This window comes from Micromonospora sp. BL4 (assembly GCF_003667505.1).
Classification (GTDB): domain Bacteria; phylum Actinomycetota; class Actinomycetes; order Mycobacteriales; family Micromonosporaceae; genus Micromonospora.
In genome coordinates, this window is the sequence record NZ_RCVJ01000169.1 from 1 (window position 1) to 23,693 (window position 23,693).

Genomic DNA, 23,693 nt, shown 5'->3' on the forward strand with positions numbered 1-23,693 from the left:
TGCCCACCCCGCCGCCGTCCCCGTCGCTCGGTCACCAGCCGATCGGCGGGGACGGCGGCCGGGCCCGTCATGGCATGCTCGACCCCGTGACCGTACGTGCCGCCAGCTCCGTCCTCGTCGGCCGCCAGCGCGAGATCGCCGTGCTGCGGGCCGCGCTGGGTCGGGCCCGGGCCGGGGAGCCCAGCACCGTGCTGGTCGGTGGTGAGGCGGGCGTCGGCAAGACCCGGCTGCTGGAGGAGTTCGCGGGCTGGGCCACCGACGGCGGCGCCCGGGTGCTGGTCGGCCAGTGCCTGGAGCTGGGTGAGGCCGGCCTGCCGTTCGCCCCGTTCGCCGCGGCCCTGCGCGCGGTGCTGCGCGCCGACGGCGCCGAGGTCTTCGCCGGATACGAAGCGGAGTTCGCGCGGCTCCTGCCGGAGCTGGGCCGGGTGTCCGCCGGGCTGGCCGCGCCGGCCGTGGCGCCGCTCACCGACGCGCCGCGCGGGTACCTGTTCGACCTGGTGGCCGAGCTGTTCCAGCGGCTCGCCGACGCCCAACCCCTGGTGCTGGTGATCGAGGACCTGCACTGGGCCGACCGATCCACCCGGGACCTGATCGGCTTTCTGGTCCGGGCCGCCCGGCCGGGCCGGCTGCTGCTGGTCAGCACCTACCGCACCGACGAGTTGCAGCGGGGGCACCCGCTGCGTCCGTTCCTGGCCGAGCTGGACCGGGCCCGCGGCGTCGAGCGCGTCGAGCTGGGCCGGCTGGACCGTGACGGCACCGGCGCGATCCTCGCCGACCTCCTCGGCGCCGAGCCGGCTCCCCGTGCCGTCGACGACATTCACGACCGCACCCAGGGCAACCCCTTCTTCGTTGAGGAGCTGGCCGTGGCCGGCGACCCGATCGGCTGTGCCGCGCTGCCCGACACCCTGCGCGACCTGCTGCTGGCCCGGGTGGACCGGCTGCCCGAGCCGTCCCAGCGGGTGCTGCGGATCGCAGCGGCCGGCGGCACCCGCTTCGCCCACGACCTGATCGCCGAGGTGGCCGGGCTGCCCGAGGCCGAGCTGGAGGACGCGCTGCGCGCCGCCGTCACCGCTCAGCTCGTGGTGGTCGACCGGGACGGCGACTACGAGTTCCGGCATGCGCTGGTCCGCGAGGCCGTGCACGACGAGCTGCTGCCCGGTGAGCACGCCCGGCTGCACGCCCGGTTCGCCGCCGCGATCGAGGCCCGGCCGCACCTGGTCGCCGAGGGCCGGGCCCCGGCCGAGATCGCGCATCACTGGTACGCCGCGCACGATCACCCCCGGGCCCTGGTCACCGCACGGGCCGCCGCCTGCGCCGCCGCTGACCGGTACGCCTACGCCGAGCAGCGCCGGCTGCTGGAACGGGTGCTGGAGCTGTGGGAGCTGGTGCCCGACGCGGCCGACCGGCTCGGCATGGACCACCTGGCGCTGCTGGAGCAGACCCTGGAGGCCGCGGTCACGGCGGGTGACTTCAGTCGGGCGATCACCCTGACCCGCGCCGGGCTGGCCGAGGTGGACGTCGACGCCGCGCCGCTGCGTGCCGCCCGCCTGCTGAACCAGCGGGGTCGACTGCTGGCCCTGCTCGGCAAGAGCGACGGCAGCAGCGAGTTGGGTGAGGCGTACCGGCTGGCGGCGGGCGGTCCGGCCGGCGTGGAGCGGGTACGGCTGCTCGCCGACATCGCCGCGCACCTGGTCAAGATCGACCCGCAGCAGGCGGCCCGGGTGGCCGCCGAGGCCATCACGGACGCCGAGGCTCTCGACGAGTACGTGGCTCTGCTGCCCACGCGGATCGCCCTGCTCTGCCACGGTGAGCGGGACCTGGAGCAGGGGCTCGCGGAGCTGCGCCAGGCCGAGTCCGTCGCCCGCGCGGCCGGGGACGCGCCGGCCCTGGTGATCGCCATGGTGTACCGCTCGGACGTGCTCTGCGAGCTGGGCCGTTACGCCGAGTCCGCGCAGGCGGCCGAGGCCGGCGTGGCCGAGGCGCGACGGGTCGGGATCAGCCGCTCCACCGGGGCGTACCTGCTGAGTAACCGGGCCGAGGCGCTGATCGCGCTGGGCCGGTGGGACGAGGCGGAGGAGGTGTGCGCGGAGGCCGCGCGGATCGATCTGTCCGGCGTCACCGGGCTGCACTGGCTCCAACTGGGCGCCGGGCTGCGTCTGGCCCGTGCCCACCCCGGCGCCGACGAGCTGGTCGACCGGGCGCTGGCCTTCCTCGGCCGGCCGTATCTGTGGCCGAACCACCGGCTGCCCCTGCACGAGCTGGGGATCGAGTCGGCGCTGGCCGCCGACGACAAGGTCGAGGCGGTTCGGGCGGCCCGCGTCGCGCTGGCCGATCAGAGCCTGCCGCAGCTGCCCCGCGAGGGCTGGCCGGTGCTCAGCGCCGTCGCGCGTACCGCCGTGCGGGTGGGGGACCGGGAGCTGGCGACCGCCGTCGCGGCGCTCGCCGCCGACCTGCCGGCTCGGTACCCGGCCGCGCGGGCGCACGCCGCGCAGGTCGCCGCCCTGCTCGCGACCGGGGCCCGGGCGCTGCCGGCCTGGCGTGCGGCGGTGGACGCGTGGCGGGTCGACGGGCAGCCGTACCCGCTGGGCCGGGCGCTGCTGGCGCTCGCCGAGGCGGCCGCCGCGGGTGGAGAGCGGGACGAGGCGGCCGCGGCGGTCACCGAGGCCGCCGAGATCGCCCGCCGGCTGGGCGCGACGCCGCTGGGAGAGGCGGCCGCCACCCTGGCCCGCCGGGTGGGCCTGCGCGGGCCGGGCGCGGTCGGGCCCGGCACCGACCTGCTGACCTCGCGGGAACGGGAGGTGCTGCGGCTGGTCGCCGAGGGGCACAGCAACAGCCGGATCGCCGAGCAGCTGTTCATCTCGCCGAAGACCGCCAGCGTCCACGTGTCCCGGATCATCGCGAAGCTGGGCGTGACCAACCGGGGGGAGGCCGCCGCCCTGGCCCACCGCCTCGGCCTGCTCGCCGAACCGGCCGCACCCCGCTGACCAGCACCGGCGGTCGGCCCATCCTCAGGCGCGCGGCAGGTAGATCCGCCAGCCGTCGAGGGTGACCAGGTCCAGGCTGTCCGGGGCGGCGCGCAGCCGTTCGTCGAGCCGGGCCGCCAGCGGAGACCCGGTCGGCGCGACCCAGGCCGGCGCCGCCGCGCGCTCCACCTCCCGCCGGTACGGGGGATAGCGGTCGAAGCCGGGGCGCAACGTGTCGTCGACGACCGCGCAGACCACCTCCTCCGCGCTGGCGAAGGTGAGCCGGTTGCAGGTCCAGTAGCCTGCGCGAACGTGCCGTACCCCGAGCTGGCGCAGGGTGGTGACCAGGTCGGCGTGCCGGGCCTCCGCGGCCCGGGTCGCCGGGGCGGTCTGCGCCGACCGCCAGGTGGCGTGGACGGCGGTGCCCACCGTGGCGGCGAGCACCACCAGCGCGACCGGCCGGGCGAACGCCCACCGACCCGGACGCCGGACCACCGTCCACAGTGGCCACAGCAGCACCGGTAGGGAGACGAGCAGGCACGACAGGTAGCGGGAACTCTCCACGGGGGTGAGCCCGGCGGCGCTGCTCAGGGTGTACGCGCCGAGGGTGGCCACCGCGCCCAGCACCAGAGCGAGCCGCATCGCCGCCGCGACCCGCGGCGACGGACCGGCCTCCGCGGTGGCCGGCCGGCGCAGCACCCGCCAGGCGGTGCCGGCGGCGACGGCCAGCAGCACCGGCAGGGCGAGCGCCCACCACAGCTGCCAGGTGGCACACCGCCCCGGCGCGCAGAAGCCCATGCCCAGCGGCGGGCCGAGCAGCAGCCCGCCGTGCAGCCGCTCCACCCAGCCCGCGCTGGCGTCCGCCCCGCTGGCGCCGAGCACCGCGTGCAGCGGGTTCCGCCCGGTCACCAGGCTGTGCGCCAGCAGCGGAGCCGCCCCCAGCGCGGCGGCCGCCCCGAGCAGCACGCCAGCCGTCCCGCGAAGTTCCCCACGGCAGAACGCGAGCAGCACCGCGCCGGTGGCGAGGACGTACGGCAGCACGAGCGGGTCGACCCAGAGCATCAGGCCGGCCAGGAACCCCCACGCCGCCCAGCGCAGTCGCCGACCCGGCCGTCCGGTGGCCAGGTCGAGGGCGAGCAGGGCGAGCGCCACGCCGGCCGCGTTCATCTCGGGATAGCCGCCGCCGGCGATCAGCTGGTTCTTGACGATCCGGTCGGAGCCGAGGGCGAGCAGCGCCACCACCAGCAGCCCGAACCAGCGGTCCCCGGTCAGCCGCAGGGTCAACCGCCAGGCCAGCAGCAGGAACAGCGCGTACAGCGCCAGCGTGGGCAGCCGCAGACCGAGCAGCGACGGCTCGCCGGCCAGGGCGAACACCGGCGCGGCCAGGTACGCCTCCAGCGTGCCCATGTACTGCTGGCCGTAGAACCAGACCGGGAAGCCGTCGCCCCGGGCGATGTGCAGCGCGGCCAACCCCATGGTGGCCTCGTCGCTGTTCGTCGGCGGCGTGGCGTGACCCAGCAGCCAGAGGCGGTAGCCCACCCCGGCGAGCAGGGCCAGCCCGGTGAGCCAGCCGACCAGCCCGGCGCGCGAGCCGGGCCGCGGGCGCGGAGAGCCCGCGCCGCGAGGCTGCTCGCGTACCCCGACGGTCATCGCACGATCATGGCACCCGGGCGCCGGCCTCCGGCGCGTTGGAGGCCGGCGGGTCAGCCGGCGGTGCTGACGGGGGCGCCGGCGCGGGCGTCGAGAGCCTGGCGGTAGAGCCGGCCGGCCCGGTACGACGAGCGCACCAGCGGCCCGCTCATCACCCCGGCGAAGCCGATCTCCTCGGCCTCCTCGCGCAGCTCCACGAACTCCTCCGGCTTGACCCAGCGGGTCACCGGGTGGTGCCGGGGCGAGGGACGCAGGTACTGGGTGATGGTGATCAGCTCGCAGCCGGCCTCGTGCAGGTCGCCCAGCGCCTGCGAGACCTCGGCCCGCTCCTCGCCCATGCCCAGGATCAGGTTGCTCTTGGTCACCAGGCCGTCGGCGCGGGCCTGCCGGATCACGTCGAGCGAGCGGTCGTAGCGGAACGCGGGGCGGATCCGCTTGAAGATGCGCGGCACCGTCTCCACGTTGTGCGCCAGCACCTCCGGGCGGGAGCCGAAGACCTCGGCCAGCTGCTCGGGGACGGCATTGAAGTCCGGGATCAGCAGCTCGACGCCGCAGCCCGGCTGGAGGGCGTGGATCTGCCGGACGGTCTCGGCGTACAGCCAGGCGCCGCCGTCGGGCAGGTCGTCACGGGCGACACCGGTGATGGTGGCGTAGCGCAGCCCCATCGAGACCACCGACTCGGCGACGCGGCGGGGCTCGTCGGCGTCGAACTCGGCCGGCTTGCCGGTGTCGATCTGACAGAAGTCGCAGCGCCGGGTGCACTGGTCGCCGCCGATCAGGAAGGTGGCCTCGCGGTCTTCCCAACACTCGTAGATGTTGGGGCAGCCGGCCTCCTGGCAGACGGTGTGCAGCCCCTCGCGCGAGACGAGCCCGCGCAGCTGGGTGTACTCCGGGCCCATCTTGGCCTTGACCTTGATCCATGGCGGTTTGCGCTCGATCGGCGTCTCGGCGTTGCGCGCCTCGATCCGCAGCAGACGCCGCCCCTCGGGGGCGGCCGTTGCGGTGCGCGCTGCCTGGCCGGTCGTCGGCGCGGAGTGCTCGATCGTCACGAAAACGAGCCTACGCCCGACGGCCACCATCTATGTGCGTCGGGCGACCGGCGTCACGCCGTGGATGTTGTGACGCCGGACACCGACTGGCCGAAATTGGCGTCACAGCCGCCGGGATCGGGTGTTACGGTCTCCGCCAACAGCGATGACGGAGCCGAGTAGCGCCCGACCCGCCAGTGCAGAGAGCCGCCGGTGCTGAGAGGCGGTCTGGCCCCGGTGCGCGAAGACCCTCCCGAGCTGCGGGAAGAACGGTTGCGGTCACCCCGTGCCCAGTAGAGCCCGCCCGGCTGGCCCCGGTCATCAGGCGACGAACGAGGCCTCCGCTCCGGCGGGGGCGAAGGTGTGGTGGCACCGCGAGGTTCCCGCTCGCCCACACCTCCCTGGGGCTGATGCGACGCTTCGCCACCCCAGGGCGGCGACGGCGTGGCGATCGACCGAGGAGCAGCCCGCCATGCAACGAACCCTGTCCCACCAACTGCCCACCAAGGTCGGCGCGACCGTGCGGATCGCCGGTTGGGTGCACCGCCGCCGACTGCTCAAGTCGGTGGCCTTCCTGATCGTGCGGGACGCCGCCGGCCTGGCCCAGGTCGTCGTCACCGACCCGGCCGCCCGCGCCGAGCTGGAGAAACTCACCGAGGAGACGGTCGTCGAGGTCACCGCGACGGTCACCGCGAACGACACCGCGCCCGCCGGGGTGGAGCTGACCAGACCGGCGGTACGTCCCCTCGGCCCGCCCGCCGTGCCGCCACCGTTCGACCTGTACCGGCCGGCGCTCACCGCGAGTCTGCCCACCCAGCTCGACCACGCGCCGACCGCGTTGCGGCACCCCACCCGATCCGCCGCGCTGCGGGTCTCGGCGGCGGCGGTGGCCGGGTTCCGTGCCGCGCTCGACGCCCGGGACTTCGTGGAGGTCCACACGCCGAAGGTGGTCAGCTCCTCCACGGAGAGCGGGGCGAACGTGTTCGCCCTGGACTGGTTCGGCCGGCCCGCGTACCTGGCCCAGTCGCCGCAGTTCTACAAGCAGCTGATGGTCGGTGTCTTCGAACGGGTCTACGAGGTGGGGCCGGTCTTCCGGGCCGAACCGCACGACACCGTCCGGCACCTCGCGCAGTACACCTCGCTCGACGTGGAGCTGGGCTTCGTCGCCGACCACCGCGACGTGATGGTCGTGCTGCGGGACACCCTGGCCGGGATGCTCGGCACGGTGGGCGAGCGGGCCGGAGGGGCGCTGGCCACGCTGGGCGTCGAGGTGCCGGCCGTGCCGGCCCAGATCCCGGAGGTGCACTTCACCGAGGCGCTGACGATCGCCGGCGCGCCGGCCGACGAGCCGGACCTCGCGCCCGCCCATGAGCGGGCGCTGGGGGAGTGGGCCCGGCGCGAGCACGGGTCGGACTTCCTCTTCGTCACCGGCTACCCGATGGCGAAGCGCCCGTTCTACACCCACCCGGACCCGGCCCGGCCGGCCTACTCCAACGGCTTCGACCTGCTCTTCCGGGGCCTGGAACTGGTCACCGGCGGGCAGCGGCTGCACCGGCACGCCGACTACCTGGCGGCGCTGGCGGCCCGGGGGGAGCCGGTCGAGCCGTACGCCGGCTACCTGGACGCGTTCCGGCACGGCATGCCACCGCACGGCGGTTTCGCCATCGGTCTGGAACGCTTCGTGGCCCGCCTGGTCGGCGCGGCCAACGTCCGGGAGGTCACCGCGTTCCCGCGCGACCTGCACCGCTTGACCCCGTGAACGGACGCACGGGCCGGGGGCACCACGCCGCCGGCCCGTGCGCCGGGAGTGTCAGACCTCGACCAGGGTGGACAGTCGGCGCTCGACGACCGGGAGCACGTCGGCGACGGTGATCGGGCGGCCCAGCTCGGCGGTGAGTGAGGTGACGCCGGCGTCGCGGATGCCGCAGGGCACGATCCGGTCGAAGTACGTCAGGTCGCAGTCGCAGTTGATCGAGAAGCCGTGCAGGGTGACGCCCCGAGCGACCCGGATGCCGATGGCGGCGACCTTGCGGGCCGGCCCCCGGTCGTCCTCGGGCACCCAGACCCCGCTGCGCCCCTCGATCCGGCCGGCGGCCAGCCCGAACTCGGCGCACACGTCGATCAGCAGCTCCTCGGTGCGGCGCACGTACGCGACCACGTCCACCGGGTCGGGCAGTCGCAGGATGGGGTAGCCGACGAGCTGCCCCGGCCCGTGCCAGGTGATCTTGCCGCCGCGGTCCACGTCGACGACCGGGGTGCCGTCCACCGGCCGGTCCCACGGCTCGGTGCGCTTGCCCGCGGTGTAGACGCTCGGGTGCTCCAGCAGCAGGACGGTGTCGCCGCGCTCGCCGGCCACCACCGACTCGTGCAGGCGCCGCTGCTCGTCCCAGGCGGCCTGGTAGTCGAGCAGGCCGGCGCGGACGGCCGTCAGGCCGGAGGTCGTCGTCGTCACGCCTTTCAGCCTAGTCCCGTGACCGGCAATGATCGCTGGTGAGCCGCCTCACCAGGGTGTCGCCGGCCCCGGCCGCCACCCACCGTCAGGCCTCGGGCTGCGGGGTCGGGCCGGGGCCCGTGTCGGCGGCGGAACCGCGCCGGCGACGCCGGTGGCGCACGAGGAGGGCGCCGGCGAGCAGTGTCGGCACGGCCAGCGCCAGATAGAACCAGAGCGGGGCCGCGAACGGCGACGGCCGGCGCTCCGGCCCACCGAACGCGGCCCGGGTGAGCAGGTCGCCCGGGACCGCCAGGTCGGTCGACCCGGGCGGCGCGGTCACCAGCACTTCTCGGGTGCCCCCTGGTGACAGCGCGGCGAGGATGGCCTGTCGGTCCCCGTCGTCGCCGTCCACCGCGATCGACTGCTTGGCCACCGGGTCGCCCCCGCGCCAGCCGACGATCTTCGTGGTCGAGTCGGCGACGGGCAGCGGCTGACCGACGGCTCGGCCGGTGGCGGCGTCCAGGAACTCGATCTGCCAGGTGCGCTCCGCCACCTGCTCGGGCGTGCAGTGCGGGCCGGCGCAGCCGTCGAAGGCGAGCAGCGCGATCCGCCGGCCGTCCGGGTGCCAGGCGGCCGGACCGGCCAGCATCCGCCGGTCGCCCAGGTCGACCTCCCACTGCGGGCTGGCGGACGTCGGATCGGTGACCACCAACCGCTGGCGCTCGGCGAGTTGCGCGGGCACGTCGGGCGGACCGGCCACCGCCACCAGGTCGCCGCCGGGTGACCAGGCCGCCGCGGCGTGCGCGGCGAACGTGCCGGCCTCGACCACCTGTTCGGTGCCCCGGTACGGGTCGAGGACGAGCAGATCGTCGGGCTTCTGCGGGTCGTCGAGTTGCTGGTTGTCCGGCCCGTAGCTGATCACCGGGTCGTCCTTGCTGCGGCTGCTCAGGACCCGCTGCCCGTCCGACGACCAGGCCAGCGGCCGCATGCCCACGGGGATCGTGCGGCGCTGCTGTCCGCTGGTGAGGTCCAGCAGGTCCCCGGACGGCCGCAGGTAGTGCCGACCGTCCGGGGAGATCAGTCCCTGGTCCTCGGCGACGTGCAGCGGAATCAGCCGGTAACCGCCGTCGCGGCCGACCAGCACTCCGGTCGACTCCAGATAACGGGTGCGGCTGGTGAAGAAGACCAGCGCGGCCTTTCCGGCTGGGCGATCCCCGACGGTGGCCTGCCACGCCCACGGGTTGTGCACCCGGGCCGGCACCACGCCGGCCGTGCTGTCGGTGGCCGTGCTGTCGGTGGCCGTGCTGTCGGTGGCCGTGGCGGCCGGCGTGCTGAGCGCCACCAGCGCCAGCGCGACACCGATCACGGCGCCCTGCCGCAGACGCCTGCCGGTCTTCCGCATCACCCCATTAGACGCGACGGCGGCCGGTCACGATGCCCCGGTCGGTCGCGCCACGGTCTACCGGTCCGCCAGCGGGATGCGCCAGATCCAGACGTCGTCGACCCGTTGCGGTTCGCCGAACAGGGCGGTGGCGGTGCGTCGGACCGCCTCCTCGTCGACGTCGAACTTCGCGCCGTGCACCCGGTCGGGAAGGACGACCGTCTCGATCCGCCAGTGCCGCAGGTCGGACCGGACCTCCCGCATCGTGCCGTCGGTGACAATCGGCACCAGCCCGGTCCGGCCGGCCTGGTCCATCAGCGCGCTCAGGGTGCGGGGCACCGGCCCGATCCTTCCGCGACCGTCCGGGCCGCCCGGACCGAGGAAGAAGCCGCCCGGAATGGCGAACTCGCCCTGCCGGTGCGACAGCGCGTACGCCTGCCAGCGCTGCCCGTCCGGATAGATGTCCACGGCCAGCGGCACCGACGTGAGCACCCCGTCGGGCGAGACGTACTCCTGCCAGGTGCCGGCCGTGATGAACCGCGGGATGGGCTCCCGCTCGTGGGTGAGCAGCGGGGAGGGCAACAGCGGCAGCAGAGCCACCGCGAACCCGAGCACCCAGGCCAGCTCCGTTGGGCGGTACCGGGGCGGGTCGTGCCGCAGCTGGTCGATGGCGTACGCCAACAGCACCCCGATCACCGGCGCGACCACCAGGGCCAGCCGGGCGGGCAGCGCGGCGTTGACCACCGGCAGTTGCCCGAGCACGTCGAACGGCATCGGCAGGTCGGTGCGGCGCCCGTCGACCTTCGCCACCGGCCCGAAGGAGAGCACGGTGAAGATCAGCGCGGTGACGCCGAGCGCCCAGAGGGTGGCCCGGCGGGTGGCATCGGCGCGTCGCCAGAGCGCGACGAAGCAGATCACGGTGAGCACCAGCAGGGGGATGCCGAAGAACGAGTTCTCCTCGGTCGGGTTCGGCGCCAGCGAGGTGCCCAGCCCGGCCTCGCCGGCCAGCGAGCGGCGGGGGAACGCGGCGAACGCGGCGATGTCCTCGGAGTGGATCACCGGGTCGAAGCCGGTGCCGTGGAACCGCTGGGGGCCGGCGAAGTGCAGCCACAACGGGTACGACAACAGCACACCGGCCACCACCGCGGTCACCCCGAGCCCGCGCAGGAAGCTGGGCAGCGCGGCGCGGGCCTCGGCCCGGTGGACCGGGTGCAGCGCCCAGACGGCGACGAACACGCCGAGCGCGAGCGCGGTGAAGAACAGGCCCTCGGCGGCGATCGAGAAGGCCACCGCGACCAGGATGCCGAGGATCACCCCGTCCCGGAGCCAGTGCCCGGGCCGGCGCAGCGCGAACAGCCGCCACACCAGCAGTGGCACCAGCCAGCCGGCGGTCCAGTTCAGGTGGGCGTTGGCGTGCGAGACCATGCCGGGGGAGTAGGCGATGAACAGGCCGCCGATCCCGGCGGCCAGCCGGCTGCGGACCAGGTGCCGGGAGAGCAGCCAGTACCAGGCCAACGCGGTGGCGAACAGGTTGAGGGTGAGGATCACCAGGAAGGTCGCCGGCGGCCCGATCAGGTACGTGAGCGGTGCGAAGACGACCGCGTACACCGTGATCGAGGTGTTGACCGCGAGGTTGACCCCGTCCGGGACGTTGATCAGGTACGTGAAGAACGGGTTCTCCCCGTGGGTGACCGCGTGCCCGCCGAAGGCGAGCAGCCACTCGAAGAGCGCCTGGTCGCTGGAGTTGACGGTGATGGTGCGCACGTTCGGGTCCCGCCACAGCCCACTGGTCACCCAGACGGCGAGCGCGAGCGCCACCAGCACGACGATCAGGTCGGCCCGGCGGTCCCGGGCGGCGCGAGGCGGTGACGCGGGTGCGGGCCCGGTGGCCAGCGACGGGGAGAACGGCACGCAGCGGACGTTACCAACCGGACCTGGACCGGCCGGTCATACATGCAAGGAGGGGACCGTTGTTGTCGCCTGAGGTAGGGGAGGAGCCCTTCCCGGCGGCTGGACCGTCCGACGTACACAGCGGTGGCCGTGAATGTGTGACTGTGACCCATGTCATGGCGGCGACACATCGACGTAACGTTCCGGCAATTCGACCATGACCCAGTTCACAGTCCTGCCCGTCAGGAGGCCGCCGTGCGCCGCTCCTCGTCCATCCTCACCCGGCTGATCGGAGCGGTCGCCGGGCTCGTCCTCGCCGTGGCCGGTGCGGTCGCCCTCGCCACGCCCGCCCAGGCGGCCAGCCTGACCCAGGTCACCGGCTTCGGCTCCAACCCGGGCAACCTCGCCATGTACGCCTACCGGCCGGACAACCTGCCGGCCAACTCCCCGGCCGTGGTGCTGCTGCACGGCTGCACCCAGAACGCCTCCGGCTACTTCACCAACTCCGGCTGGCGGAAGTACGCCGACCAGTGGCGGTTCGCCCTCATCGTCCCCCAGCAACCCTCCGGCAACAACGCCAACAGCTGCTTCAACTGGTTCGAGACGGGGGACACGGCGCGGGGCCAGGGCGAGGCGCTGTCGATCAAGCAGATGGTCGACCACGCGAAGGCGAACTTCGGAGTGGACGGTTCCCGGGTCTTCGTCAGCGGTCTGTCGGCGGGCGGGGCGATGAGCTCGGTCATGCTCGCCACCTACCCGGACGTCTTCGCCGCCGGGTCGATCATCGCGGGCATCCCGTACCGCTGCGCCACCAGCATGGTCAACGCGTTCAGCTGCATGAACCCGGGCACGGACAAGAGCCCCGCCGCCTGGGGTGACCTGGTCCGTGGCGCATACCCCGGCTACAGCGGCCGGCGTCCCCGGGTGGCCATCTGGCACGGCACCTCGGACACGACGGTCGCCCCGCTCAACGGCGCGGAGTCCCGCGACCAGTGGACGAACGTGCGGGGCGTCTCGCAGACCCCGACCAGCACCTCGTCGCTGCCCGGCGGCACCAGCCTGGAGGTGTACGGCAACGACGACGTGCGGCTCTACCGGGTCTCCGGGATGGGTCACGGCACCCCGGTCGACCCGGGCTCCGGCGCCGAGCAGTGTGGCAGCACCGCCGCGTACTTCCTGGACACCATCTGCTCGACGTACCGCGACGCGGTCTTCTTCGGGCTCGGCGGTGGCGGCACGACCCCGACCCCGACCCCGACGGCCACGCCCACCGCCACGCCCACGGCCACGCCGACGGCCACGCCCACGGGTACGGCCACGCCGACCCCGGGTGGCACGACGACGCCGGGCGCGACCACGTCGCCGGGTACGGGTGGCGGCGGTGGTGACGGCGGCGGCGGGCTGCCGGTGACCGGTGTGCAGGTCGGCCTGATCGGCGGCATCGGCGGCATGATCCTGCTCGCGGGCGGGGCGCTGCTGGTGCTCTCCCGCCGGCGCAAGGTTGTCCTGGTGGCCCCGGGCGACGAGAAGTCGACCGACTGACACACGGCACGACGCGAGGGCGGGGTGGGCGACCATCCCGCCCTTTCGCGTGCCGGGCCCGCGGCACCCAGCGACCACCGGTCGGGACGCGGCTGGCAGAGTGGAGGGGTGAGCCGTACCCCGCAGGGCCAGCGCGCCAGCCTGGACAAGCAGCCGCACGAGGTCGCCGCGATGTTCGACGGTGTGGCGGAGCGATACGACCTGACCAACACGGTGCTCTCCTTCGGCCAGGACCGCTCCTGGCGTCGGTCCACCCGTGCGGCCCTCGGGCTACGGCCCGGCGAGCGGGTGCTGGACGTGGGCGCGGGCACCGGTGTCTCGACCCGGGAGCTGGCCCAGTCCGGGGCGTACGCGGTCGGCGCGGACCTGTCCCTGGGCATGCTGCACGCCGGCAAGCGGGCCCGGCCCGAGGTGCCGTTGCTGGCCGGGGACGCGCTGCGGCTGCCGTTCGCCGACGCGAGCTTCGACGCGGTGACCATCTCCTTCGCGCTGCGCAACGTCAACGACACCGACGCGGTCCTGCGTGAGCTGGCCCGGGTGACCCGGCCCGGCGGACGGCTGGTGGTCTGCGAGTTCAGCACCCCGGTCAACCCGGCCTTCCGGACGGTCTACCTGTCGTACCTGATGCGGTCCCTGCCGGTCGTGGCCCGCTCGGTGTCCAGCAACCCCGACGCGTACGTCTACCTCGCCGAGTCGATCCGGGCCTGGCCGGACCAGGCCGCGCTGGCCGGTCGGGTCGCCGCGGCCGGCTGGGGACGGGTGGCGTGGCGCAATCTGACCGGCGGCGTGGTCGCCCTGCACCGGGGAATCCGCGAGTAGCCCTGGCGCCCACCGCCGACACCGACAATAGTCAGGTTTCGTGAATATCGGTCTTTAGTCCACTTTGCGCCGTACGCTCGTCCGCATGACCCGAGCAGAGCGGGCGGACCCGGTGGCCGCCACCGACGACGACGCGGCCGAACTCATCGCGCAGCTGCGCGCGCTGGCGGGCGCCGATCCGGCGGAGGTCCGGCAGGTCGTCGCCGAGGTGTTGGCCGCGCTGGACCGGGCGGCCGGCGGCGCGCTCCGCGAGCACCTGCCGGAGACCATCCGCGTCGATGCGGGCCTGGACGCGCCCAGCCCGGCCTGACACCTGCCTGCTGTGGACGGTCGTTGGCTGTCACATCTGCGAGTTAGGTACCCCTGATCCTGGGCAGGTATGACGCCGGTCATACACTCGTCCCGTCTGGCTTGTGAAGCATTTCACGAGCGTGCGGGAGGAGGCGCGGATGACCGCGGTGGAACACGATGCCGACGTCATCGTCGTGGGCGCCGGTCCCGGTGGATCGGCGACGGCTTACCACCTGGCGCGGCACGGCGTACGGGTGCTGATGCTGGAGAAGACCGAGTTCCCCCGGGAGAAGGTCTGCGGCGATGGGCTGACCCCGCGCGCGGTGCGCCAGCTCGTACGTATGGGCGTGGACACCTCGCCCGAGGCCGGCTGGCTGCACAACCGGGGCCTGCGGGTGATCGGCGGCGGGGTGCGCCTGGAACTGGACTGGCCGGAGCTCGCCAGTTTCCCCAACTACGGTCTGGTGCGTACCCGACTCGACTTCGACGACCTGCTCGCCCAACGGGCGGTGGCCGCCGGCGCCAAGCTGCGCACCAACGTCAACGTGCTGGGCCCGGTGCTCGACGGCGACGGCCGGGTAACCGGCGTCGAGGCGGAGGTGGGCCCGGGCAAGGAGCCCGCCACCTTCCACGCTCCGCTGGTCGTGGCGGCGGACGGGGTCTCCGGCCGGTTCCCGCTCGCTCTCGGGCTGGCCAAGCGGGAGGACCGGCCGATCGGCGTGGCCGTCCGCCGCTACTACCACTCTCCGGTCAAGCACGACGACAACTACCTGGAGTCCTGGCTGGAGCTACGCAGCAAGGACAGCGGCGACAACCTGCTGCCCGGGTACGGCTGGATCTTCGGGCTCGGTGACGGGCGGGTCAACGTCGGCCTCGGCGTGCTCAACTCGTCCTCCGCGTTCGGCAAGACCAACTACCGCCGGCTGCTCACCGACTGGCTGGCGAACACGCCCGCCGACTGGGGGATGACCGACGAGGCCAACGCCGACGGCCCGATCCTCGGCGCCGCGCTGCCGATGGGCTTCAACCGGGTGCCGCACTACACCCGTGGCGTGATGCTGGTCGGTGACTCCGGCGGCATGGTCAACCCGTTCAACGGGGAGGGCATCGCCTACGCCATGGAATCCGGCGAGCTGGCCGCGGAGGTCGCGTTGCAGGCCCTCGCGCGACCGGCCGGCCCGGAGCGGGAGCGGGCGCTGATGGCGTACCCGAACGAGCTGAAGGCCCGGCTCGGTGGCTACTACCGGCTGGGCGGCATCTTCGTGAAGCTGATCGGCCGTCCGGAAATCATGCGGATCGCCACCAAGCACGGCATGCCGCACCCGACGCTGATGCGCTTCGTCCTCAAGCTGCTGGCCAACCTGACCGACCCCCGTGGCGGGGACGCGATGGACCGGGTCATCAACGCGATGACGAAGGCCGCGCCAGCGGTCTAGACCGACCGCGTCGGGGCTGGTCACAGCCCCGACGCGGACAAAGATCGACCCCCGCCGGCAGCCACCGCGAGGGACGTGAATAGTGTGATTTTCGTCAAGCACCGAGGGCAGGGAAGGACGAGCAGGAGAAAACGATGTCGCTCTCGCCTTACGCACCGATCATCGGGCTGTTTGCCCTCGCCGCGGCGTTCTCGCTGTTCTCCGTCGGCGCCGCCCGCTTCGCTGGTCCCCATCGCTACAACAAGGCCAAACTCGAGGCTTACGAGTGCGGCATCGAGCCCAGCCCCCAGCCGGTCGGCGGTGGGCGGTTCCCGATCAAGTTCTACCTGACGGCGATGCTCTTCATCGTCTTCGACATCGAGATCATCTTCCTCTACCCCTGGGCGGTCTCGTTCGACGCTCTGCCGATCTTCGGCTTCGTGGAGATGGTCCTGTTCATCGTCGCGGTCTTCGTCGCGTACGCCTATGTGTGGCGGCGCGGCGGCCTGGACTGGGACTGAGGAAGGAACGTCAGATGGGCATCGAGGAGAAGCTTCCCGCCGGCGTCCTGCTCACCTCGGTGGAGAAGCTGGTCAACTGGTCCCGGAAGTCGTCCGTGTGGGGCGCCACCTTCGGCCTGGCCTGCTGCGCCATCGAGATGATGGCCGCCGGTGGTCCGCACTACGACATGGGCCGCTGGGGCATGGAGGTCTTCCGGGCCTCGCCCCGGCAGGCCGACCTGATGATCGTGGCCGGCCGGGTGAGTCAGAAGATGGCCCCGGTGCTGCGCCAAATCTACGACCAGATGGCCGAGCCCCGCTGGGTGCTCTCCATGGGCGTGTGCGCCAGCAGCGGCGGCATGTTCAACAACTACGCCATCGTGCAGGGCGTCGACCACGTCGTGCCGGTCGACATGTACCTGCCCGGCTGCCCGCCCCGGCCGGAGATGCTCATCGACGCGATCCTCAAGCTCCGCGAGAAGATCATGTACGAGCCGCTGGGCCCGACCGGCCGCAAGATGCTGGCGGCCCGGCAGGAGCGTGGCGACGTTCCGGTCGTGCCCTACGGCTCCATGCCGTCCTCGTACCGCAACGACAAGGCCCGGCGTGCCGAGTGGACCAAGGCGGTCCGCGAGGGGCGCGAGGAGCAGTTGCGGATCGAGAACTGGATGAACGCGCAGAACCACCTCCACCCGCAGGCAGGCCCCAAATGACCTCACCCACCGACAAGCCCAACGACGGCGGCGTGCCGGTTCCGGTCACCCCGGCCGGTGCCAGCAGCACCGCCCCCGCCGAGTACCCGCCGGCCAGCCCGGCCGGCCGCGGGATGTTCGGCAACCACGGCACCGGCGACGTGTCCGGCTACGGCGGCCTGGTCCGCCAGCGCCAGCCGATCGAGGAGGCCGCCCGGCCGTACGGCGGCTACTTCGACGAGGTCCGCGACGCGCTGGAGGAGGCGTACCCCGCCTTCGGCGACGCGATCGAGAAGGTCGTGGTCGACCGGGGTGAGCTGACCCTGCACGTACGCCCGGAGCGGATCGCCGAGGTCTGCCAGGTGATGCGCGACGACCTGGCGCTGCGCTTCGAGCTGTGCTCCTCGGTGTCCGGGGTGGACTACCTCGGCGCCGACGAGCGCCGGCTGCACGTGGTCTACCTGCTCACCTCGATGACCTACCGGCGTCGGGTCCGGCTGGAGGCCGCCGTCTCCGCGGAGAGCCCGCACCTGCCCAGCGTGACGGCGGTCTACCCGACCGCCGACTGGCAGGAGCGGGAGGCGTACGACATGTTCGGCATCGTCTTCGACGGCCACCCCAACCTGACCCGGATCCTCATGCCGGACGACTGGGAGGGCCACCCGCAGCGCAAGGACTACCCGCTCGGTGGCGTGGCGGTCGAGTACAAGGGCGCTGAGATCCCGCCGCCGGACCGGAGGAGGTCCTACCAGTGACCACGTCGAACTACGCGACCGAACGCGAGACCACCGAGGGCAGGGTCTTCACCGTCACCGGCGGGGACTGGGACACGGTCGTCTCGAGCACCGACCCGATCAACGACGAGCGGATCGTCGTCAACATGGGTCCGCAGCACCCGTCCACGCACGGGGTGCTGCGGCTGATCCTGGAGCTGGAGGGCGAGACGGTCCGTGAGGCCCGCTCGGTCGTCGGCTACCTGCACACCGGCATCGAGAAGAACCTCGAATACCGCAACTGGGTCCAGGGCTCGACGTTCGTGACCCGGATGGACTACCTCGCCCCGATCTTCAACGAGACGGCGTACGCGCTCGCCGTCGAGAAGCTGCTCGGCATCACCGACGACATCACCGAGCGGGCCACCACCATCCGGGTGCTGATGATGGAGCTCAACCGGATCTCGTCGCACCTGGTCTGGCTGGCGACCACCGGCATGGAGCTGGGCGCGATCTCGATCATGCTCTACGGCTTCCGCGAGCGGGAGTACATCCTCGACATCTTCGAGACCATCACCGGCCTGCGGATGAACCACGCGTACGTCCGGCCGGGCGGCGTGGCGCAGGACGTGCCGGACGAGGCGATCGTCAAGATCCGCGAGTTCCTGAAGATGATGCCGAAGAAGCTCAAGGAGTACGAGGACCTCCTCTCCGGCCAGCCGATCTGGACCGAGCGGACGAAGAACGTCGCGGTGCTGGACGTGACCGGCTGCGTGGCGCTCGGCATCACCGGGCCGGTGCTGCGCTCCGCCGGCCTGGCCTGGGACCTGCGCAAGACCATGCCGTACTGCGGTTACGAGACGTACGAGTTCGACGTGCCGACCCACCCCGACGGTGACGTGTGGGGCCGCTACCAGGTCCGGCTGGCCGAGATCCGGGAGTCGATGAAGCTGGTCGAGCAGGCGCTGGACCGGCTCCGGCCGGGCCCGGTGATGGTCGCCGACCGCAAGATCGCCTGGCCGGCGCAGCTGGCCATCGGTGTCGACGGCATGGGCAACTCGCTGGAGCACGTCGCGAAGATCATGGGTCAGTCGATGGAGTCGCTGATCCACCACTTCAAGCTGGTCACCGAGGGCTTCCGGGTCCCGCCGGGCCAGGTGTACGTCGGCATCGAGTCGCCCCGCGGCGAGCTGGGCGTGCACGCGGTCTCCGACGGTGGCACCCGGCCGTACCGGGTGCACTACCGGGAACCGAGCTTCGTCAACCTCCAGGCCCTCCCGGCGATGGCCGAGGGCGGCCTGATCGCCGACGTGATCGCCGGCGGCGCCTCGCTGGACCCCGTGATGGGTGGGTGTGACCGATGAGTTTTACCGAAACGACCCGCGAGCGGGCGCGCGAGATCATCGCCCGCTACCCGGCGGACCGGTCCCGCTCGGCGCTGCTGCCGCTGCTGCACCTGGTCCAGTCGGAGGAGGGCTACGTCTCCCCGGCCGGTGTCGCGTTCTGCGCCGAGGTGCTCGGACTGAACAAGGCCCAGGTCGGCGCGGTGGCCACCTTCTACACCATGTACAAGCGCAAGCCGACCGGCGACTTCCTGGTCAGCGTCTGCACCAACACCATGTGCAACGTGCTCGGCGGCCAGGAGGTCTACGACACCCTCGCCGAGCACCTCGGTGTCGGGCACGACGAGACCACCGCCGACGGGAAGATCACCCTGGAGCACGCCGAGTGCCTGGCGGCCTGTGACTACGGCCCGGTGATGACCGTCAACTACGACTTCTTCGACGGCGTGGACTCGTCCACCGCGGTCGGAGTGGTCGACGAGCTGCGCGCCGGCGGCCGGCCGATGCCGACCCGGGGCGCCCGGCTCTGCACGCTCAAGGAGATGGCCGTGCAGCTCGCCGGTTTCGCCGACGAGCGCGACGGCGCGGTCGCCGACGGTGGGCCGGGCGAGCCCACCTTGCGCGGGCTGCGGCTGGCGCAGCAGCACGGCGTGTCGGTGCCGGGCTTCGACCCGAACACCCCGATCCGCAGCAAGGCCGAGGCGGACAAGGCAGCCGCCAAGGCGAAGGCCGCCGGGGCGGCCGCCAAGCCGGTCGAGGCGCCCGCCCCGCAGGTCGGCCCGGTGAAGGGTGGCGACGGAGCGTCCGCCCCGACGGGTACGCCCGGCAACGCCGGCGCCGGCCAGCCGGTTCCCGCCGCGGCGGCGACCGGCAGCACCGCGCCGGACGTGAAGGCGCCGGACGACAAGTCGCCGCAGGTGCGTACCGCCGAGACCCGCCAGCCGGACGCGGCGACCGCCGTGCCCGACGCGCCCGGCACCAAGGTCCCGGTGGAGACCTCGCCGCCGGCCGCGCGCGACGCGCAGGAGGCGGAGGCCGCCGGCGTGGCGGACAACGCGCCGGCCGGTGACGGCAAGCCCGCCGGTGACTCCACCGGCGCGCAGGAGCGAAACCTCAACGAAGCGTCGGCGGGCGCCGGTGGCGCGAACTCCGCCGCCGCGAGCGAAACGGGGGCCCAGAAGTGACCACTCCCCGCCCGGAGACGTTGGCCAAGCTGACGCCGGTGCTGACCAAGCGCTGGCTGTCGCCGGATGCCTGGCGGATCGGCACGTACGAGCAGCTCGACGGCTACGCCGCGCTGCGCAAGGCGCTCAAGGCCCACCCGGACGACCTGATCCAGCTGATCAAGGACTCCGGGCTGCGCGGTCGTGGCGGCGCCGGCTTCCCCACCGGTCTCAAGTGGGGCTTCATCCCGCAGGGCGACGGCAAGCCGCACTACCTGGTGGTCAACGCCGACGAGGGCGAGCCGGGCACCTGCAAGGACCTGCCGCTGATGACCCACGACCCGCACTCGCTGGTGGAGGGCGTGATCATCGCGTCGTACGCGATCCGGGCCAACCGCGCCTACATCTACATCCGGGGCGAGGCGGTGCACGCCGCGCGCCGGCTGCGCAACGCGGTCCAGGAGGCGTACGACAAGGGCTACCTCGGCCGGAACATCCTGCGCAGCGGGTACGACCTGGAGCTGGTGGTGCACTCGGGCGCCGGGGCGTACATCTGCGGCGAGGAGACGGCGCTGCTGGACTCGCTGGAGGGGTTCCGGGGCCAGCCCCGGCTGCGCCCGCCGTTCCCGGCCACCCACGGCCTGTACGCCAGCCCGACGGTGGTGAACAACGTCGGCACCATCGCCAGCGTGCCGCCGATCGTGCTCGGCGGGGCCGACTGGTGGAAGAGCATGGGCACCGAGAAGTCCTCCGGGCCGATGATCTACTCGCTGTCCGGCCGGGTCGTCAACCCGGGCCAGTACGAGTGCTCGATGGGCGTCACGCTGCGCGAGCTGCTGGAGCTGGCCGGCGGGATGCAGCCCGGGCACAACCTGAAGTTCTGGACCCCGGGCGGCTCGTCCACCCCGCTGCTCGCCGCCGAGCATTTGGACGTGCCGCTGGACTTCGAGGGGGTGGCGGCGGCCGGCTCGATCCTCGGCACCACGGCCACCCAGATCTTCTCCGACCAGGACTGCCCGGTCTACGCGACGTACCGGTGGCTGGAGTTCTACCACCACGAGTCGTGCGGCAAGTGCACCCCGTGCCGTGAGGGCAACTACTGGATGGTCCGGGTCTACCGGCGGATCCTCGCCGGCCAGGGCACCCACGAGGATCTGGAAACCCTGCTGGACACCTGCGACAACATCCTCGGCCGCTCGTTCTGCGGTCTGGGCGACGGTGCGACCAGCCCGGTGACGTCGTCCCTGAAGTACTTCAAGCAGGACTACCTCGACTACATCGAGGGTCGGACCGCACCCAAGCTGTCGGAGAAGACCCTGGTAGGGGCGCACTGATGACCGACGTAGCCAAGCAGACCGAGACCGTCACGCTCACCATCGACGGCGTCGAGGTCACCGCCCCCAAGGGGACGCTGCTGATCCGGGCCGCCGAGCAGATGGGCACGGAGATCCCCCGGTTCTGCGACCACCCGCTGCTGGCCCCGGCCGGCGCGTGCCGGCAGTGCCTGGTCGAGGTGGAGGGGCAGCGCAAGCCGGTCGCCTCCTGCACCCAGACCGTCGCCGACGGCATGGTGGTGCGCACCCAGCTCACCTCCCCGGTGGCCAAGAAGGCGCAGGAGGGTGTGATGGAGCTGCTGCTCCTCAACCACCCCCTGGACTGCCCGATGTGTGACAAGGGCGGCGAGTGCCCCCTGCAGAACCAGGCGATGTCCACCGGCCGCACCGACTCGCGCTTCCACGAGCACAAGCGGGAGTACGAGAAGCCGATGGCGATCAGCAGCCAGGTGCTGCTGGACCGCGAGCGTTGTGTGCTCTGCCAGCGCTGCACCCGGTTCTCCGAGGAGATCGCCGGCGACAAGTTCATCGACCTGATGGGCCGGTCGTCCGCCGAGGAGATCAACATCTACCGGGACGACGCGTACGGCGAGGAGGGCGACGCCGGTGACGTGCCGTTCAACTCCTACTTCTCCGGCAACACCGTGCAGATCTGCCCGGTGGGCGCGCTGACCGGTGCCCAGTACCGGTTCCGGGCCCGGCCGTTCGACCTGGTCTCCAGCCCGAGCGTCTGCGAGCACTGCTCGGCGGGCTGCGGGCAGCGCACCGACTGGCGGCGCGGCAAGGTGCTGCGCCGGCTGGCCGGCGACGAGCCGGAGGTCAACGAGGAGTGGAACTGCGACAAGGGCCGGTGGGGCTTCCAGTACGCCCGGGCCACCGACCGGCTGACCACGCCGCTGGTCCGCGACGAGCACACCGGCGAGCTGCGCGAGGCCTCCTGGAGTGAGGCGCTCACCGTGGCCGCCGAGGGGCTGCACGCGGCCCGCGAGAGCGGGCAGGGCACGGCGGTGCTCACCGGCGGTCGGCTGACCGTCGAGGACGCCTACGCGTACGCGAAGTTCGCCCGGGTCGCGCTGAACACCAACGACATCGACTTCCGGGCCCGGCCGGTCTCCCGCGAGGAGGCCGACTTCCTGGCCAGCTCGGTCGCCGGGGTCACCGACGTCACCTACACCGACGTGGAGAACGCGCCAGCGGTGGTGCTGGTCGGCCTGGAGCCGGAGGAGGAGTGCCCGATCCTCTTCCTGCGGCTGCGCAAGGCGTACCTGAAGAAGACCCTGACGGTGTACGCGCTGGCGCCGTTCGCCACCCGTGGCCTGGAGAAGCTCGGCGCCAAGCTGGCCCGGGTGGTGCCGGGCGAGGAGGCCAGCGTGCTCGCCGAGCACGCCACGGTCGCCGAGGCGCTCAGCGCGCCGGGCGCGATCCTGATCGTCGGCGAGCGACTGGCCAGCGTGCCGGGCGGGCTCTCCGCCGCGGCGGACGTGGCCCGGCGGACCGGCGCGAAGCTGGTCTGGGTGCCGCGGCGCGCGGGTGACCGCGGCGCGGTCGACGCGGGCTGCCTGCCCAACCTGCTCCCCGGTGGCCGGCTGGTCACCGAGCCGGCGGCCCGGGCCGAGCTGGGCGAGGCGTGGGACATCCCGGCCGGGGTGATCCCGAGCCAGGCCGGTCGGGACACCGATCAGATCCTGGCGGCTGCGGCGAACGGGCAGCTCGGCGCGCTGGTGGTCGGCGGGGTCGACCCGGCCGACCTGGCCGACCCGCGGCTCGCCGAGACCGCCCTGGACGCGGTGCCGTTCCTGGTCAGCCTGGAGCTGCGGGGCAGCGCGGTGACCCGGCGGGCGAACGTGGTGCTCCCGATCGCCCCGGTGGTCGAGAAGGCCGGCAGCTTCCTGGACTGGGAGGGTCGGCTGCGCCCGTTCGAGGCGGTGCTGCAGACCGCGGCGATGACCGACGGCCGCGTGCTCGACGCGCTGGCCGCGCTGCTCGACGTGCGGCTCGGCACCGCGGACGTGCCGAGCGTGCGCCGCGAACTGGGCACGCTGCCGGCGACCCGCACCCAGCGGCCGGCCCCGCCGTCGGTGGCGCCGGGCAGGGTGCCGCACCCGGGCGCCGGGGAGGCCGTGCTGGCCACCTGGCACCAGCTCGTCGACCTGGGCACCCTGACCGACGGCGACGAGCACCTCGCCGGCACCGCCCGCCCGCCGGTGGTGCGGCTGGGCAAGGGCACCGCCGAGGCGCTCGGTGTCGCCGACGGTGACGCGGTCACGGTCGGCACCGACCGGGGGGCACTGACCCTGCCGGCGGAGCTCACCGAGATGCCGGACGGCGTGGTCTGGCTGCCGACCAACTCACCCGGCTCGACCGTGCGACGCAGCCTCGGGGCGACGTCCGGCGCGGTCGTCCGGATCTCCGTCCCCGCACCGGGTGCGGCCGTCCCGGCCGGGCGGGTCGCGGCGGACGAGACCGGTCTCCCGGGTCCGCTCCTCAACGCTGGGGGTAACCAGTGAGCCCCGCAGTCGCGAACGAAAGGTGGGCACA

Annotated in this window: 18 protein-coding genes; 13 read left to right on the plus strand and 5 right to left on the minus strand. The window is 73.0% G+C overall.

The window, feature by feature from the left end; genetic code table 11:
* Positions 1–86 precede the first annotated feature (86 nt).
* Complete coding sequence (locus EAD89_RS22920) at positions 87–2,984, plus strand: AAA family ATPase (RefSeq protein ID WP_233578954.1); 2,898 nt, start codon at positions 87–89, stop codon at positions 2,982–2,984.
* 24 nt (positions 2,985–3,008) lie between these two features.
* Here the strand turns inward: EAD89_RS22920 and EAD89_RS22925 are convergent, their stop codons facing one another.
* Positions 3,009–4,613: a hypothetical protein gene (locus EAD89_RS22925; RefSeq protein WP_121677167.1), complete on the minus strand. Its 1,605-nt coding sequence runs from the start codon at positions 4,611–4,613 to the stop codon at positions 3,009–3,011.
* 53 nt (positions 4,614–4,666) lie between these two features.
* Positions 4,667–5,689, minus strand: a complete 1,023-nt coding sequence (gene lipA, locus EAD89_RS22930; RefSeq protein ID WP_199733600.1) for a lipoyl synthase — start codon at positions 5,687–5,689, stop codon at positions 4,667–4,669.
* A gap of 424 nt (positions 5,690–6,113) precedes the next feature.
* Between lipA and aspS the strand changes: the two genes are divergently transcribed.
* Positions 6,114–7,400 (plus strand): aspartate--tRNA(Asn) ligase, encoded by a 1,287-nt coding sequence (aspS, locus tag EAD89_RS22935; RefSeq protein ID WP_121677169.1) that lies wholly within the window; start codon positions 6,114–6,116, stop codon positions 7,398–7,400.
* Between the two features lie 51 nt (positions 7,401–7,451).
* On the opposite strand, the gene lipB is transcribed toward aspS, so the two are convergent.
* From lipB to EAD89_RS22950, 3 genes are all read right to left on the minus strand, one after another.
* Complete coding sequence (lipB, locus tag EAD89_RS22940) at positions 7,452–8,093, minus strand: lipoyl(octanoyl) transferase LipB (RefSeq protein WP_121677170.1); 642 nt, start codon at positions 8,091–8,093, stop codon at positions 7,452–7,454.
* A gap of 85 nt (positions 8,094–8,178) precedes the next feature.
* Entirely contained in the window at positions 8,179–9,474 is a 1,296-nt protein-coding gene (locus EAD89_RS22945; protein WP_121677171.1) for a hypothetical protein, read from the minus strand.
* A 57-nt stretch (positions 9,475–9,531) separates the two neighbouring features.
* Complete coding sequence (locus EAD89_RS22950) at positions 9,532–11,364, minus strand: DUF2079 domain-containing protein (protein WP_121677172.1); 1,833 nt, start codon at positions 11,362–11,364, stop codon at positions 9,532–9,534.
* 234 nt (positions 11,365–11,598) lie between these two features.
* Between EAD89_RS22950 and EAD89_RS22955 the strand changes: the two genes are divergently transcribed.
* From EAD89_RS22955 to EAD89_RS23005, 11 genes are all read left to right on the plus strand, one after another.
* The gene (locus EAD89_RS22955; protein ID WP_121677173.1) at positions 11,599–12,885 is read left to right on the plus strand and encodes a PHB depolymerase family esterase; all 1,287 of its coding nucleotides are present in this window, start codon (positions 11,599–11,601) and stop codon (positions 12,883–12,885) included.
* A gap of 108 nt (positions 12,886–12,993) precedes the next feature.
* Entirely contained in the window at positions 12,994–13,704 is a 711-nt protein-coding gene (locus tag EAD89_RS22960; RefSeq protein ID WP_121677174.1) for a demethylmenaquinone methyltransferase, read from the plus strand.
* An 85-nt stretch (positions 13,705–13,789) separates the two neighbouring features.
* On the plus strand, positions 13,790–14,014 hold the full coding sequence (locus EAD89_RS22965; protein WP_121655466.1) for a hypothetical protein: 225 nt from the start codon (positions 13,790–13,792) through the stop codon (positions 14,012–14,014).
* A gap of 139 nt (positions 14,015–14,153) precedes the next feature.
* Positions 14,154–15,431, plus strand: a complete 1,278-nt coding sequence (locus EAD89_RS22970) for a geranylgeranyl reductase family protein (RefSeq protein ID WP_121655465.1) — start codon at positions 14,154–14,156, stop codon at positions 15,429–15,431.
* Between the two features lie 134 nt (positions 15,432–15,565).
* Positions 15,566–15,931: an NADH-quinone oxidoreductase subunit A gene (locus EAD89_RS22975; RefSeq protein ID WP_121655464.1), complete on the plus strand. Its 366-nt coding sequence runs from the start codon at positions 15,566–15,568 to the stop codon at positions 15,929–15,931.
* A gap of 14 nt (positions 15,932–15,945) precedes the next feature.
* Positions 15,946–16,623, plus strand: coding sequence for an NADH-quinone oxidoreductase subunit B family protein (locus EAD89_RS22980; protein ID WP_121655463.1), 678 nt, complete (start codon positions 15,946–15,948; stop codon positions 16,621–16,623).
* The gene (locus tag EAD89_RS22985) at positions 16,620–17,357 is read left to right on the plus strand and encodes an NADH-quinone oxidoreductase subunit C (protein ID WP_121655462.1); all 738 of its coding nucleotides are present in this window, start codon (positions 16,620–16,622) and stop codon (positions 17,355–17,357) included. The genes EAD89_RS22980 and EAD89_RS22985 overlap by 4 nt, the downstream gene beginning before the upstream one ends.
* Positions 17,354–18,679 carry an NADH-quinone oxidoreductase subunit D gene (locus tag EAD89_RS22990; protein WP_121655461.1) on the plus strand — a complete coding sequence of 442 codons (1,326 nt, stop codon included), beginning with the start codon at positions 17,354–17,356 and terminating at the stop codon, positions 18,677–18,679. The genes EAD89_RS22985 and EAD89_RS22990 overlap by 4 nt, the downstream gene beginning before the upstream one ends.
* Positions 18,676–19,842, plus strand: coding sequence for an NADH-quinone oxidoreductase subunit NuoE (gene nuoE / locus EAD89_RS22995; RefSeq protein WP_121677175.1), 1,167 nt, complete (start codon positions 18,676–18,678; stop codon positions 19,840–19,842). The genes EAD89_RS22990 and nuoE overlap by 4 nt, the downstream gene beginning before the upstream one ends.
* On the plus strand, positions 19,839–21,155 hold the full coding sequence (gene nuoF / locus EAD89_RS23000) for an NADH-quinone oxidoreductase subunit NuoF (protein ID WP_121655459.1): 1,317 nt from the start codon (positions 19,839–19,841) through the stop codon (positions 21,153–21,155). The genes nuoE and nuoF overlap by 4 nt, the downstream gene beginning before the upstream one ends.
* On the plus strand, positions 21,155–23,662 hold the full coding sequence (locus tag EAD89_RS23005; RefSeq protein WP_121677176.1) for an NADH-quinone oxidoreductase subunit G: 2,508 nt from the start codon (positions 21,155–21,157) through the stop codon (positions 23,660–23,662). Before nuoF ends, EAD89_RS23005 begins: the two co-directional genes overlap by 1 nt.
* Positions 23,663–23,693 lie beyond the last annotated feature (31 nt).